This window comes from Ralstonia nicotianae (genome assembly GCF_018243235.1).
Classification (GTDB): Bacteria; Pseudomonadota; Gammaproteobacteria; order Burkholderiales; family Burkholderiaceae; genus Ralstonia; species Ralstonia nicotianae.
The window spans coordinates 2,396,853-2,410,865 of the sequence record NZ_CP046674.1 but is presented as its reverse complement, the minus strand read 5'-3'; the positions used below and the strand labels follow the sequence as shown (position 1 = coordinate 2,410,865).

13 protein-coding genes are annotated in these 14,013 nt (G+C 68.2%); 12 read left to right on the top strand and 1 reads right to left on the bottom strand.

The features are described 5' to 3' along the window. Positions 1 to 10 precede the first annotated feature (10 nt). The 12 genes from GO999_RS10885 to ftsB all read left to right on the top strand — a co-directional run bounded on the left by GO999_RS10885 (position 11) and on the right by ftsB (position 13,450). Complete coding sequence (locus GO999_RS10885; RefSeq protein ID WP_016725802.1) at positions 11 to 826, top strand: TatD family hydrolase; 816 nt, start codon at positions 11 to 13, stop codon at positions 824 to 826. Between the two features lie 9 nt (positions 827 to 835). Continuing rightward, entirely contained in the window at positions 836 to 3,379 is a 2,544-nt protein-coding gene (locus tag GO999_RS10880; RefSeq protein ID WP_071623882.1) for a DNA internalization-related competence protein ComEC/Rec2, read from the top strand. A gap of 107 nt (positions 3,380 to 3,486) precedes the next feature. Continuing rightward, on the top strand, positions 3,487 to 4,968 hold the full coding sequence (locus GO999_RS10875) for a circularly permuted type 2 ATP-grasp protein (protein WP_016721677.1): 1,482 nt from the start codon (positions 3,487 to 3,489) through the stop codon (positions 4,966 to 4,968). 62 nt (positions 4,969 to 5,030) lie between these two features. Further along, positions 5,031 to 5,981, top strand: a complete 951-nt coding sequence (locus GO999_RS10870; protein WP_011001072.1) for an alpha-E domain-containing protein — start codon at positions 5,031 to 5,033, stop codon at positions 5,979 to 5,981. 57 nt (positions 5,982 to 6,038) lie between these two features. Continuing rightward, the gene (locus tag GO999_RS10865) at positions 6,039 to 6,875 is read left to right on the top strand and encodes a transglutaminase family protein (protein ID WP_016725806.1); all 837 of its coding nucleotides are present in this window, start codon (positions 6,039 to 6,041) and stop codon (positions 6,873 to 6,875) included. Positions 6,876 to 6,958: 83 nt separating this feature from the next. Continuing rightward, positions 6,959 to 7,873 carry a proteasome-type protease gene (locus GO999_RS10860; RefSeq protein ID WP_028852903.1) on the top strand — a complete coding sequence of 305 codons (915 nt, stop codon included), beginning with the start codon at positions 6,959 to 6,961 and terminating at the stop codon, positions 7,871 to 7,873. A gap of 24 nt (positions 7,874 to 7,897) precedes the next feature. After that, positions 7,898 to 8,719 (top strand): alpha/beta fold hydrolase, encoded by an 822-nt coding sequence (locus GO999_RS10855; RefSeq protein ID WP_011001075.1) that lies wholly within the window; start codon positions 7,898 to 7,900, stop codon positions 8,717 to 8,719. A gap of 80 nt (positions 8,720 to 8,799) precedes the next feature. Continuing rightward, positions 8,800 to 10,464, top strand: coding sequence for a CTP synthase (pyrG, locus tag GO999_RS10850; RefSeq protein WP_011001076.1), 1,665 nt, complete (start codon positions 8,800 to 8,802; stop codon positions 10,462 to 10,464). A 22-nt stretch (positions 10,465 to 10,486) separates the two neighbouring features. After that, positions 10,487 to 11,341, top strand: coding sequence for a 3-deoxy-8-phosphooctulonate synthase (gene kdsA / locus GO999_RS10845; RefSeq protein ID WP_011001077.1), 855 nt, complete (start codon positions 10,487 to 10,489; stop codon positions 11,339 to 11,341). A gap of 65 nt (positions 11,342 to 11,406) precedes the next feature. Continuing rightward, on the top strand, positions 11,407 to 11,697 hold the full coding sequence (locus GO999_RS10840) for a DUF1330 domain-containing protein (protein WP_011001078.1): 291 nt from the start codon (positions 11,407 to 11,409) through the stop codon (positions 11,695 to 11,697). A 46-nt stretch (positions 11,698 to 11,743) separates the two neighbouring features. Beyond that, positions 11,744 to 13,027 carry a phosphopyruvate hydratase gene (gene eno, locus GO999_RS10835; RefSeq protein ID WP_011001079.1) on the top strand — a complete coding sequence of 428 codons (1,284 nt, stop codon included), beginning with the start codon at positions 11,744 to 11,746 and terminating at the stop codon, positions 13,025 to 13,027. An 87-nt stretch (positions 13,028 to 13,114) separates the two neighbouring features. After that, positions 13,115 to 13,450, top strand: a complete 336-nt coding sequence (gene ftsB, locus GO999_RS10830; RefSeq protein WP_011001080.1) for a cell division protein FtsB — start codon at positions 13,115 to 13,117, stop codon at positions 13,448 to 13,450. 67 nt (positions 13,451 to 13,517) lie between these two features. Here the strand turns inward: ftsB and GO999_RS10825 are convergent, their stop codons facing one another. Beyond that, on the bottom strand, positions 13,518 to 13,922 hold the full coding sequence (locus GO999_RS10825; RefSeq protein WP_104070693.1) for a hypothetical protein: 405 nt from the start codon (positions 13,920 to 13,922) through the stop codon (positions 13,518 to 13,520). Positions 13,923 to 14,013: the final 91 nt, after the last annotated feature.

The following is a 14,013-nucleotide window of genomic DNA, read 5'->3' as shown; positions in this document are numbered from 1 at the left end:
GCGCACCGCCATGTGGATCGACACCCACTGCCACCTCGATGCCCGCGAATTCGATGCCGACCGCGATGCGGTGATCGAGCAGGCGCGGGTAGCGGGGGTCCGCCACATCGTGGTGCCGGCGATCGCGCGCTGGAACTTCGATGTGGTGCGCGCGCTGGCGCACCGGCAGGCCGGCTGCTGTTACGCGCTCGGCATCCACCCGCTTTGCGCCGCGCAAGCCAGCGATGACGACCTGATCGAACTGCGCCGGCAGGTCGCCGCGTCGATGGACGACCCGCGCTTCGTCGCCATCGGCGAGATCGGGCTCGACTTCTTCATCCCCGATCCGCAGGTCGAGCGGCAGAACGCCGTCTACCAGGCGCAACTGAAGATCGCGCGCGAGTTCGACCTGCCGGTGCTGCTGCATGTGCGCAAGTCGCAGGATCAGGTGCGCAGCGCGGCGGCCAGAGCGGGCGTGCGGCGCGGCATCGCGCATGCCTTCAACGGCAGCGACGACCAGGCCCGCCACTACATCGAGACCGGTTTCAAGCTGGGCTTCGGCGGCGTGCTCACCTTCTCGCGCGCCCATCGCATCCGGCGGCTGGCCGCGGAGATGCCGCTCGAATCGATCGTGCTGGAAACCGACGCGCCCGATCTCGCCCCGGCCTGGCTGGTCGACGACCAGTTCAGCGAGCAGGTCGGCACGCGCAACGCACCGGCCGAGGTGGCCGGAATCGCCGCCGCGCTGGCGGCGCTGCGCGGCATTGCCGTCGACACGCTGGCTGCGCAGGCCCGGCGCAACAGTGTCGAGGCCATTCCCCGTCTGGCGGCGCTGCTCGAATCCTGACCCGCACCGATGCGCGCCCTGCTGATCGGCTTCGTCGCGGGGTGCATGGCGCTGCAGACGCGGCCGGCGCTGGCGCCGGTGTGGCAGCCGGCGCTGCTTGGGCTTGCTTGCCTGCTGGCGATGGCGTTGCTGCGGCGCGGCGCTCGGTTGCCCAGGCTCGTTCCCGTGATGGCCGCGCTGGTGGCGGCCTGCGCCGGCTTCGGCTGGAGCGATTGGCGCGCGCAGCAGCGCTTGTCCGTGGTGCTGGCGCCCGCATGGGAGGGCAAGGACATCCGCGCGACGGGCGTCGTGGCCGAGCTGCCCGAGGTCACCGAGGACGCCACGCGCTTCCTGTTCCGGATTGAATCCAGCGACGCGGGCGATGCCGTACCGCCGCGCGTGCGGCTGTCGTGGTACGGCCTGCGCAGCTGGCATGAGCGGCAGCGGGAGGCGGAGGCCGCCACCGATCGCCGCGCCGGCATTCCCGATCTGCAGCCCGGCCAGCGCTGGCAGCTGACGCTGCGGCTCAAGCGGCCGCACAGCCTGATGAATCCCGGCGGCTTCGATGGCGAATACGCGATGCTTGCCGACGATGTCCGTGCCGCGGGCTACGTGTACACGGGCAAACGCGCGCGCAATGCGTTGATGGGCGAAGCCGATGCCGGTTCCGGTGTTGGGCTCCGTGTCGAGCGCTGGCGCGCCGCGGTGCGGCGGCACCTCCTGGCTGCGCTGCCCGAGGCACGCTACGCGCCGGTGATCGTCGCGCTGGTGGTGGGCGACCAGAGCGGCATCGCGCAGGCGGATTGGGAGCGCTTCCGCCGCACCGGCATCAGCCATCTCGTCAGCATTTCCGGTCTGCACATCACGATGATCGCCGGGCTGTTCGGCGCACTGTGGATGGCGCTGTGGCGGCGCTCGTTCGGCCTGGCCCGCTGGCTGCGCACACCGCTGCCGCTGCGCATGCCGGCCCAGCGTGCGGGCGCCGTCGCCGCCATGGCGGCGGCGTTTGCCTATTGCCTGCTGGCGGGGATGGGCGTGCCGGCGCAGCGCACGCTGCTGATGCTCGCGACCGTTGCCGTGGCGCGGCTGGCCGATCGCAGCGTGCCGGTCAGCCTGTCGCTGTGCTGGGCGGCGGCCTTGGTGGCGCTGGTGGACCCGTGGGCGGTCATGTCGGCGGGAGGCTGGCTGTCGTTCGGCGCCGTGGCGGTCATCTTCCTGGCCGCGCGGATCGTTGCCGCCGATGCGCGGGACGACGGCCGCCGGCCCGCCTGGCCGGTGCGCGCCTGGCGCGGCCTGCGCGGCGCCGCGCGCGTCCAGCTGGCCGTGACGTTCGGCCTGCTGCCGTTGACCTTGCTGCTGTTCCAGCAGGTCTCGGTGGTGTCGGCCGTGGCCAACGCGCTGGCGATCCCGGTGGTCAGCTTTGTCACGACGCCGCTGGCGCTGATGGGCACGGCGTTGCCCGAGCCATGGTCGCAGCCGGTGCTGATATGGGCCGAGGCCAGCTTCGCCTGGCTCATGCCGTGGCTGGATGCGCTGGCGCTGCCCGGCGGGTCGGTGTGGGTGGCGCCCGCCGCGCCGGCCTGGGCCTGGGGGCTGGCGGTGGTCGGTGTGCCGTTGCTGCTCGTGCCGGGTGGGTATCGCGCCTGGGCCTGGCGGGCGCAGGGCGCGGTGCTGCTGCTGCCGATGCTGCTGGCACGCGCACCGGCGCCGCCGCCGGGCGAGTTCCGCATGGTCGCATTCGACATCGGCCAGGGCGCCGCCACGCTGGTCGAGACGGCCGGCCACCGGCTGCTGTTCGATACCGGTCCCCGCCAAGGCGACCTGGCCGATGCCGCCGATCGCGTGATCGTCCCGTATCTGCGCGGACATGGGGTGCAGGCCATCGACACGCTGGTGGTCAGCCATGAGGATAGCGATCACGCCGGCGGCACCGAAACGGTGATGGCCGGTGTGCCGGTGCGCACCATGCTGGCGTCCCTGCCGCCCGGCCACCGGCTGGAGCGGCAGGCCCGCGCGCTCGGCATCGAGCCCGCAGGCTGCGTGGCCGGGCAGCGCTGGGCATGGGACGGCGTCGCCTTCGAAATCCTGTATCCGGTGCAGGTGCCCTCCGATCGGGCGGCCGTGTCCAGCAATGCCCGCAGCTGTGTGCTGCGCATCGCCAACGCGCGCTACGCCGCCATGTTGGCCGGCGACATCGGCCGCGCCCAGGAAGCGGCGCTGATTGCCGCCGAAGCGCCGGAGCGGCTCATGGCAGATATCTTGCTTGTGCCCCATCACGGCAGCAGGACGAGCTCCAGCGGCGCGTTCCTGGACGCGGTCTCGCCGCAGGTGGCGGTGTTCCAGGTCGGCTACCGCAACCGGTACGGTCATCCGCATCCGCAGGTCTGGCAGCGCTACGGCGCGCGCGGCATCGAGCGGCTGCGCACCGATGCCACCGGGGCCGTCGTCATCGAGACGCGCGGCGATGCGCTGGCGGTGCGGACGGCGCGGTCGATGCGGCCGCGCTACTGGTCCTCGGCGCTGGAGGTGGCCGCCCTGGCAGAGACCACGGAGCCCACGGGCGCGCAGCCGTAAGACAGGGGGCTGCGGCGGGTTTGCCCAAGTTGTGGACAGCAAAACCGCTGTGCTATAAAAACCACATGCCGCGCGCTGCGCGGTGGCGTCATCAGGGGGAGAACAGCATGGCTGTCCGGTTCTACGATGAAATGCTCAGCTGGCATGGCGAGCGTAGTCCCCATGCCGCCGAGCCGGCCTCGCCGGCACTGATGCGGCAAGGCGAGGTGCGCGGCCACTACGGACGCTTCGCCGAATGGCTGGACAACCAGTCGGCCGCGACGCTGGAGAACAAGCGCGCCGAAGCCGACCTGATCTTCCGCCGCGTCGGCATCACCTTCGCGGTCTACGGTGACAAGGACGAATCGAACAGCGGCACCGAGCGCACCATTCCGTTCGACATCATTCCGCGCATCTTCCCGGCCGGCGAATGGGCGACGCTCGAGCGCGGCCTGCGCCAGCGCGTCGATGCGCTCAACCGTTTCCTGTACGACATCTACCACGCGCAGGACATCATCCGCGCCGGCCTGATCCCGCCCGACCAGATCTACAACAACGCCCAGTACCGCCCCGACATGCTCGGCGTGGACGTGCCGCGCGACATCTACGCGCATGTCGCCGGCATCGACATCGTGCGCGCCGGCGAGGGCGAGTTCTACGTGCTGGAAGACAACCTGCGCGTGCCCTCGGGCGTGTCGTACATGCTGGAAAACCGCAAGATGATGATGCGGCTGTTTCCGGAGCTGTTCGCGCGCAACCGCGTGGCGCCGGTGGCGCATTACCCCGACCTGCTGCTCGACACGCTGCGCAGCGTGTCGCCGCAGAGCATCTCCGACCCGACCGTGGTGGTGCTCACGCCCGGCATGTACAACTCGGCGTATTTCGAGCATGCCTTCCTGGCGCAGCAGATGGGCGTGGAGCTGGTCGAGGGCCACGACCTGTTCGTCAAGGACGATCACCTCTACATGCGGACCACGCAGGGCCCGCAGCGCATCGACGTGATCTACCGCCGGGTCGACGACGACTTCCTCGACCCGCTGGTGTTCCGCCCCGATTCCCAGCTGGGCGCGGCGGGCCTGCTGTCGGTCTACCGGGCCGGCAACGTCACCATCTGCAACGCCATCGGCACCGGCGTGGCCGACGACAAGTCGATCTATCCGTACGTGCCCGACATGATCCGCTTCTACCTGGGCGAGGCGCCGATCCTCAACAACGTCCCGACCTACATGTGCCGGCGCCCGGACGACCTGCAGTACGTGCTTGACCACATGGGCGAACTGGTGGTCAAGGAGACGCACGGTGCGGGCGGCTACGGCATGCTGGTGGGGCCCGCGGCCACGCAGGAGGAGATCGCCGCCTTCCGCGAGGTGGTCAAGGCGCGGCCCGGGCAGTACATCGCGCAGCCGACGCTGGCGCTGTCCACCTGCCCGACCTACGTGGAGGCCGGCATCGCCCCGCGCCACATCGACCTGCGCCCCTTCGTGCTGTCCGGCAAGGACGTGCGCATGGTGCCCGGCGGCCTGACGCGCGTGGCATTGCGGGAGGGGTCGCTGGTGGTCAACTCGTCGCAGGGCGGGGGCACCAAGGACACCTGGGTGCTCGAGCGCTGACCGGCCGCCATGCGAGCCATTGCCTCCGACCGACGCACACACCGAACAGAACAGGGGAAGCCATGCTGAGCCGCACCGCCGACCATCTCTTCTGGATGGCGCGCTACACCGAACGGGCCGAAAACACCGCCCGCATGCTCGACGTCAACTATCAGACCTCGCTGTTGCCGCAATCGGCCGAAGTGGCGGAGCAGGGCTGGTGGGCCATGCTCGACATCTCCGAGCTGACGCAGGTCTTCGACGCACGCTACGGTCTGCTGTCGCGAGACGACGTGATCGACTTCATGGTGCGCGACATGACCAATCCGTCGTCGATCATGAGCTGCCTGCGCGGCGCCCGCGAGAACGCGCGGGCCGTGCGCGGCTCCCTGACCACCGAAGTGTGGGAGACCATCAACACCACCTGGCTGGACGTGCAGCGCATGATCGCCGACGGCATGCTGCGCGACGATCCGCCGCAGTTCTTCGAGTGGGTCAAGTTCCGCTCGCACCTGTCGCGCGGCGTGCAGGCCGGCACCATGCTCAAGGACGACGCCTTCCACTTCATGCGCCTGGGCACCTTCCTGGAGCGCGCCGACAACACCGCGCGGATTCTCGACGTGAAGTTTCAGTCCACCCCCACGCGCGACGAGGCTGCCGCCGAGCACGCCGATTTCTATCACTGGGCGGCCGTGCTGCGCTCGGTGTCGGGCTTCGAGGTCTACCGCCAGATCTACCGCAACGTCATCACGCCGACGCGCGTGGCCGAACTGCTGATCCTGCGCAGCGACATGCCGCGCTCGCTGCTGGCCAGCATGGACGAGGTGGTGGCGATCCTGTCGACCGTGCGGAACAGCCAGTCCGCCGAGACCGAGCGGCGCGCTGGTAAACTGCATGCCGACCTGCGCTACGCCCGCATCGAGGACATTTTCGCGGTCGGCCTGCATCCGTGGCTGACCCATTTCCTGGAGCGGATCAACGATCTGGGCAATGGCATCAGCCAGGATTTCCTGGTGCCGCTCGATGTGGTGTGATAGCAGGCGCACTTTGTGTCCATCAGGGCGTCGCTTCGGGGCGGCGTTCGCGTCACCGTGAAATATCTGATCCAACATACGACGGCCTACCGCTACGCCGAGCCGTTACGCCACAGCGTGCACGAACTGCGGCTCACGCCCCGCAGCGGCCGGCTGCAGCAGGTGGATAGCTGGCAGATCCACGTGCCCGGCAACCTGACGCGCGCCACCGACGGGTTCGGCAACGTCGTCCATCACTTCACCCTGGGCGGCCGCTCGGACACCATCACCATCGACGCGCGCGGCGTGGTGGAGGCGCCCGCCGACGTGGCCGTCGCCAGCCAGGGCTTTGCCGATGCGCCGGACCAGGGCCGCTACCGCGTGTCGCCGCTGTACTTCCTGAGCACGACGCCGCTGACGTCCGCGCCGCCCGAGATGATCGCGTTCGCGCGGGAACACGCGCTGGTGGTGGGCAGCGCCGAGTCGGCGCTGGCACTGGCGCACGCCGTTGCCGAGCGCGTGCGCTACAAGCCCAACACCACCGACGTCGGCACGGCCGCCGCCGAGGCCTTTGGCCTGGGCACGGGCGTCTGCCAGGACCAGGCGCAGGTGATGGTGGCCTGCTGCCGGGCACTGGGCGTGCCGGCGCGCTATGTCAGCGGTTACTTCCACGCCGAGGGCGAGCCCGACCTGGCCAGCCACGCCTGGGCCGACATCTGCCTGGACGCCGAGGCGCACCTGTGGTGCAGCATCGACGTGACCCACCGCTGCTTCACCGACCACCGGCACGTGCGCCTGGCGGTCGGCCGCGACTACCAGTCCGCCGCGCCGATCCGCGGCGTGCGCCAGGGCGGCGGGGCCGAGACGCTGGACGTGCGCATCTCCATCGAGCCGCTGCCGGCCGAAGCCGCCTGAATAAGCCCTCCAAGCGCGCCGGACGGTTGCGGTCGGCGCGCTAGAATGCATCCAACCACCCGATTCGCCGCTCCCTTCGCCCCATGACTTACTGCGTCGCCATGCGCCTGGACGCTGGCCTGGTCTTCCTGTCGGATTCCCGCACCAACGCGGGCGTCGACGCCATCTCCACCTTCCGCAAGATGACCGTCTTCGAGCGCGAAGGCGACCGCGTGATGGTGCTGCTGACCGCCGGCAATCTCGCCATCAGCCAGGCCGTGCGGCAGGTGCTGACCGAGGCGCGCGACAAGGCGCGCTCGCTGTGGACGGCGCGGGACATGTTCGAGGCCACCACCATCGTCGGCGAGGCGGTGCGCGAGGTGTACGACCGCGATGCCGCGGCGCTGGCCAAGGCCAAGATCGACTTCAACGTCAGCATCATCTTCGGCGGGCAGATCGGCGGCGAGCGGCCGCGCCTGTTCAACGTCTACGCCGCCGGCAATTTCATCGAAGCCACGCCCGAGAACTGCTACTTCCAGATCGGCGAGGCCAAGTACGGCAAGCCCATCATCGATCGCCTGATCCGTGCGTCGCTGCCGCTGGACGAAGCCGCCAAATGCGCGCTGATCTCGATGGATTCGACGCTGAAATCGAATATTTCGGTGGGGTTGCCGCTCGACCTGCTGGTCTACGAAGCCGACTCGCTGCGCGTGACGCGCTTTGTCGCCATCGACGAAGAGAATCCGTACTTCGCGATGATCCGCAGCACGTGGGGCAAGCGCCTGCGCCAGGTCTTCGCCGAGATCGAGGATCCGGACTGGCAGACCGGCACCCATCCCGCGCATCCGCTGCGCCGGGCGGGCCACCCCACCGCAGAAGTCGAGCCGGTCCGCATCGCGCCGCCGGCCGCACCGCCCGCGGCGGAGGGCGCTGCCGTGCCGCAGCGCGCGCCGGGGCCCGCGTTCGGGCAGGGCGCCGCGGCGCGGCGCGTGGCCGGCGGATCGCACGAACCACACTGAACCCGACGTCGGAGGCGCTGGCCGATGCGCGACGTGATGCTCTTTTCGCATGCCAACGGTTTTCCCGTCGGCACCTACCGGAAGATGCTGGACGTGCTGTCGGAGACCTTCGACATCCACGCGGTCGAGCGCTTCGGGCACGATCCGCGTTTCCCCGTGACGCGGTCCTGGCCGGGGCTGGTCAAGGAGCTGCTGGCCGAGATCGACGCGCAGCCCGAGCCGGTCTGGTTGGTCGGCCATTCGCTGGGCGGATTCCTGAGCCTGATGGCGGCGCTGCGCCGGCCCGGGCGCGTGCGCGGCGTGCTGATGCTCGATTCCCCCGTCATCGCAGGCTGGCGGGCCAGGCTGCTGCGCATGGCGCAGTGGCTCGACATCGACGCGCGCCAATCCCCCGCGGCGGCCACCAAGAACCGTCGCAACCTGTGGCCGGACCTCGATTCGGTCTGGACCCACTTCAAGGCCAAGCGCAAGTTCGATCGCTGGGACGAAGACGTGCTGCGCGACTACGTCGAGCACGGCACCGAGCCCACCGGCCGCGACGGCGAGCGCACGCTGCGCTTCTCGCGCGACATCGAATACCGGATCTACCGCACGCTGCCGACCAACATGGGGCGCAAGGTCGCCGGCGGTGCGCCGTTTCTGGTCAGCTTCGTGGCCGGCACGCGCTCGCGCGAAATCCGCCAGGTCGGCCTGACGGCGACCCGCCGCCTGGTGGGCCGTCGCCTGCGCTGGATCGAGGGCAGCCACCTGTATCCGATGGAAAAACCGCTGGAAACGGCGGGGCTGATCCGCGAACTGATCGACGAAATGCGCGCAGAGGCAGGCGCCATGCGGCACGCCGCCTGAACGGGCGAATTCGGCGGCGCCGACACGGATCGGACAGGGCACCTTTGCTATAATCCGGCTTTCCCCGGCAAGCCAGGTTTATGACCAAGTTCGTATTCGTCACCGGTGGCGTTGTGTCCTCGCTCGGCAAGGGCATCGCCGCCGCCTCGCTCGCGGCCATCCTTGAGTCGCGCGGCCTCAAAGTCACCCTCCTCAAACTCGATCCCTACATCAACGTCGACCCGGGCACGATGAGCCCGTTCCAGCACGGCGAGGTGTTCGTGACGGAGGACGGTGCAGAAACCGACCTCGATCTTGGCCACTACGAGCGCTTCGTCTCGGCCAAGATGCGCAAGGCCAACAACTTCACCACCGGCCAGATCTACGAATCCGTGATCCGCAAGGAGCGTCGCGGCGAGTATCTCGGCAAGACGGTGCAGGTCATTCCGCACATCACCAACGAGATCCAGGCCTTCATCGAGCGTGGCGCCAAGGCGTCGCACGATGGCAAGGCAGACGTGGCGATCGTCGAGATCGGCGGCACGGTGGGCGACATCGAGTCGCTGCCGTTCCTGGAAGCCGCGCGGCAGATGAGCCTGCGCCTGGGCCGCAACCAGGCGGCGTTCGTGCATCTGACGCTGGTGCCGTTCATCGCCAGCGCCGGCGAGCTCAAGACCAAGCCGACCCAGCACTCGGTGCAGAAGCTGCGCGAGATCGGCGTCCAGCCGACCGCGCTGCTGTGCCGCGCCGACCGCCCCATCCCCGATGACGAGCGCGCGAAGATCTCGCTGTTCGCCAACATGCCGCAGGACGCGGTGATCTCGGTGTGGGACGTCGACACCATCTACAAGATCCCGCAGATGCTCAACGAGCAGGGCCTCGACCGCATCATCTGCGAGGAGCTGCGCATCGATGCACCGCCGGCCGACCTGTCCATGTGGTCGCGCATGGTGCACACGCTGGAGAACCCGCAGCACGAGATCACCATCGGCATGGTCGGCAAGTATGTCGACCTGACCGAGTCGTACAAGTCGCTGATCGAGGCGCTGCGCCATGCCGGGCTGCACACCTCGACGCGCGTCAACATCGAGTACATCGATTCCGAAGAGCTGGAGTCGGGCCATACGCAGGTGCTGGAATCGCTCGACGCGATCCTGGTGCCGGGCGGCTTCGGCAAGCGCGGCACGGAAGGCAAGATCCGCGCGATCCAGTACGCCCGCGAGAAGACTGTGCCGTACCTGGGCATCTGCCTGGGGATGCAGCTGGCCGTCATCGAGTTCGCTCGCCACGTGGCCGGCATGCAGGACGCCAACAGCACGGAATTCAACCTCGAGACCGAGCATCCGGTGGTGGCGCTGATCACCGAATGGCAGGATCGCGACGGCCGCGTTGAAAAACGCTCGGCCGACTCCGACCTGGGCGGCACCATGCGCCTGGGCGCGCAGCGCGTGCCGGTCCAGACCGGCACCAAGGCGTCGCAGATCTATGGTGCTGAGGTCAACGAGCGCCACCGTCATCGCTACGAAGTGAACAACCACTACGTGCCGCAGCTGGAGAAGTCCGGGATGATCATCTCGGCGCGCACGCCGTCGGAAAACCTGCCGGAAATGATGGAGCTGCCGGGCGCGATGCACCCGTGGTTCGTCGGCGTGCAGTTCCACCCGGAATTCACCTCGACACCGCGCGACGGCCACCCGCTGTTCAAGGCCTATGTGGAAGCCGCGCTGGCGCATCGTCAGCGCCAGGCACAACGCGCGGTCGCCTGAGCGGCAGCGCACGGGAAACACGATGAAACTCTGCGATTTCGAGATCGGCCTCGACCGTCCGTTCTTCCTGATTGCCGGCACCTGCGTGATCGAGTCCGAGCAGATGGCGATCGACACCGCCGGTACGCTCAAGGAGATCACCGGCGCGCTGGGCATTCCGTTCATCTACAAGTCGTCGTTCGACAAGGCGAACCGCTCGTCGGATGCGTCGTTCCGCGGCCTCGGTATGGAAGAGGGCTTGCGCATCCTGGCGGAAGTCCGCCGCCAGGTGGGGGTGCCGGTGCTGACCGACATCCACGAGATCGACGAGATCAAGCCGGTGGCCAGCGTTGTGGACGTGCTGCAGACGCCGGCCTTCCTGTGCCGCCAGACCGATTTCATCCGCGCCTGCGCGCAGAGCGGCAAGCCCGTCAACATCAAGAAGGGCCAGTTCCTCGCGCCGCACGACATGAAGAACGTCATCGACAAGGCGCGCCACGCCGCCCGCGATGCCGGCCTGCCCGAAGACAGCTTCATGGCCTGTGAACGCGGCGCTTCGTTCGGCTACAACAACCTGGTGTCGGACATGCGCTCGCTGGCGATCATGCGCGAGACCGGCGCGCCGGTGGTGTTCGATGCCACGCACTCGGTGCAGCTGCCGGGCGGCCAGGGCACCAGCTCGGGCGGCCAGCGCGAGTTCGTGCCGGTGCTGGCCCGCGCCGCCGTGGCCACCGGCGTGGCCGGCGTCTTCATGGAAACGCACCCCGATCCCGCCTGCGCGAAATCGGACGGTCCGAATGCCGTGCCGCTGCGCCGCATGAAAGACTTGCTGTCGGTGCTCAAGGAACTGGACACGCTGACCAAGCGCAACGGCTTCCTCGAAAACCAGTTCGACTGATTCCACCCGACCGGCGGCCTCTTGTGCCGCCGCCGTCGTTTCCGATTCGGCTTCCGGAGAGAGACATGGCTGCTGGCTACATCCTCGCGTCCGTGGACGTGACCGATCCTGTGCAGTACGAGCAATACAAGGTGCTGTCGACCCGGGCCATGCAGGCCCATGGCGCGGAACCGCTGGTGCGCGGCGGCAAAACCGAACCGCTGGAAGGCGAATGGAACCCGACGCGCGTGGTCGTGCTCAAGTTCAAGAGCTACGATGCCGCCAAGTCGTTCTACGACAGCGAGGAATACCATGCGGCCCGCGACGCGCGCGCTAAGGCCGCCCACGTGAACATGATTGTGGTCGAGGGCGTCTGAGAGCGGCCACAGTATCACCTGCTTCAAAAAGACCAAGAGGAAATACATGAGTGCCATCGTAGATATCATCGGGCGCGAAGTGCTGGACTCGCGCGGCAATCCCACCGTCGAATGCGACGTGCTGCTGGAATCGGGCGTGATGGGCCGCGCGGCGGTGCCGTCGGGCGCCTCCACCGGCTCGCGTGAAGCCATCGAGCTGCGCGACGGCGACAAGGGCCGCTATCTGGGCAAGGGCGTGCTGAAGGCCGTCGAGCACATCAACACCGAGATCTCCGAAGCCATCATGGGCCTGGACGCCTCCGAGCAGGCGTTCCTGGACCGCACGCTGATCGACCTGGACGGCACCGAGAACAAGGGCCGCCTGGGCGCCAACGCCACGCTGGCCGTGTCGATGGCCGTGGCCAAGGCCGCCGCCGAGGAAGCCGGCCTGCCGCTGTACCGCTACTTCGGCGGTTCGGGCGCGATGCAGATGCCGGTGCCGATGATGAACATCGTCAACGGCGGCGCGCACGCCAACAACAGCCTGGACATCCAGGAATTCATGGTGATGCCGGTCGGCCAGCAGAGCTTCCGTGAAGCCCTGCGCTGCGGCGCCGAGATTTTCCACGCGCTCAAGAAGATCATCGCCGACAAGGGCATGAGCACGGCGGTGGGCGACGAGGGCGGCTTTGCCCCGAACTTCGCCAGCAACGAAGAGTGCCTGAACACCATCCTGTCGGCGATCGAAAAGGCCGGCTACCGTCCGGGCGAAGACGTGCTGCTGGCGCTGGATTGCGCTGCCTCCGAGTTCTACCGCGACGGCAAGTACCACCTGGACGGTGAAGGCCTGCAGCTGTCGTCGGTGGACTTCGCCAACTACCTGGCGAACCTGGCCGACAAGTTCCCGATCGTCTCGATCGAAGACGGCATGCACGAGAGCGACTGGGACGGCTGGAAGGTCCTGACCGAAAAGCTCGGCAACAAGGTCCAGTTGGTGGGCGACGATCTGTTCGTCACCAACACGCGCATCCTGAAGGAAGGCATCGAAAAGGGCATCGCCAACTCGATCCTCATCAAGATCAACCAGATCGGCACGCTGACCGAGACGTTCGCCGCCATCGAGATGGCCAAGCGGGCCGGCTACACCGCTGTGATCTCGCACCGCTCGGGCGAGACCGAGGACAGCACCATCGCCGATATCGCGGTGGGCACCAACGCCGGCCAGATCAAGACCGGCTCGCTGTCGCGCTCGGACCGCATCGCCAAGTACAACCAGCTGCTGCGCATCGAGGAAGATCTGGGCGACATCGCCAGCTACCCGGGCAAGTCGGCGTTCTATAACCTGCGATAATCTGTCGCAGTTCGCCAGACCGTGCGACCGCCGATGAGGCGGTCGCGTGGTATCTGGGGTGCCTGATGCTTCATCACGCCTGATGCCATGCGCCTGATTACGCTGTTCCTGCTGCTGTTGCTGCTTGCCATCCAGTATCCGCTCTGGCTGGGCAAGGGCGGCTGGCTGCGCGTGTGGGACATGCAGAAGCAGGTGGCGTCGCAGAATCAGCGCAACGCGGAGCTCAAGCAGCGCAATCTGAAGCTCGAAGGCGAAGTGAAGGACCTGAAGGAAGGCACGGGCGCTATCGAAGAGCGCGCGCGCTACGAGCTCGGCATGGTCAAGGACGACGAGGGCTTCGTCCAGTTCGTCGCGCCGGCCCCCAAGACCAGCGAGACCCCGCTGCCGCCGCCCGCCGCGCTGCAGCCGAATCACCGGCACTGAGCGTGCCCGGCGAACGCGCCGTCGACGCGTTCGTTTTCTCTGAAGCTTCTCTGAAGCGTTCCCCGCCTTACCAGTAGTACGGATAGCCCAGGACGGGCGCGCCGTAGCTGAAGCCCCATCCGCCGCCATGGTGGCGCCATCCGCTGCCGTAGAAGACCGAATAGCTGCCGTAATACGGATACGGATACGGATACGGCGCGTAATAGGGCGTGGCCACGTATTCGCGGACCTGTGCCGCGCGCTCGGCGGCGCGGTCGGATTCGCGCAGTGCCTTGGCGTTCAGCTCGTCGAGCTTCTTGCGGTCTTCGGGCGTGACCGGTGCGGCGGCGGTGGCCGGCGCATCCGATTGCAGGCGGGCGGTGTAGGGCATGCCGCCCGGGCCGCGCGGGACGGCGACGCAGGCGGCGGTCAGCGCGGCGGCCAGGGCAGGCAGGGTGAGCGTGGCCGCGCGGGGCAGGAAGGGCTGGGACATGATGCGCTCTCGCAAAGTGGCGTCAGGTGTATCGGACCGACGCTTGGAGCGGCAGCCGCGCGCGAAAGTGCCGCTGCTGGCGCATCTTCAT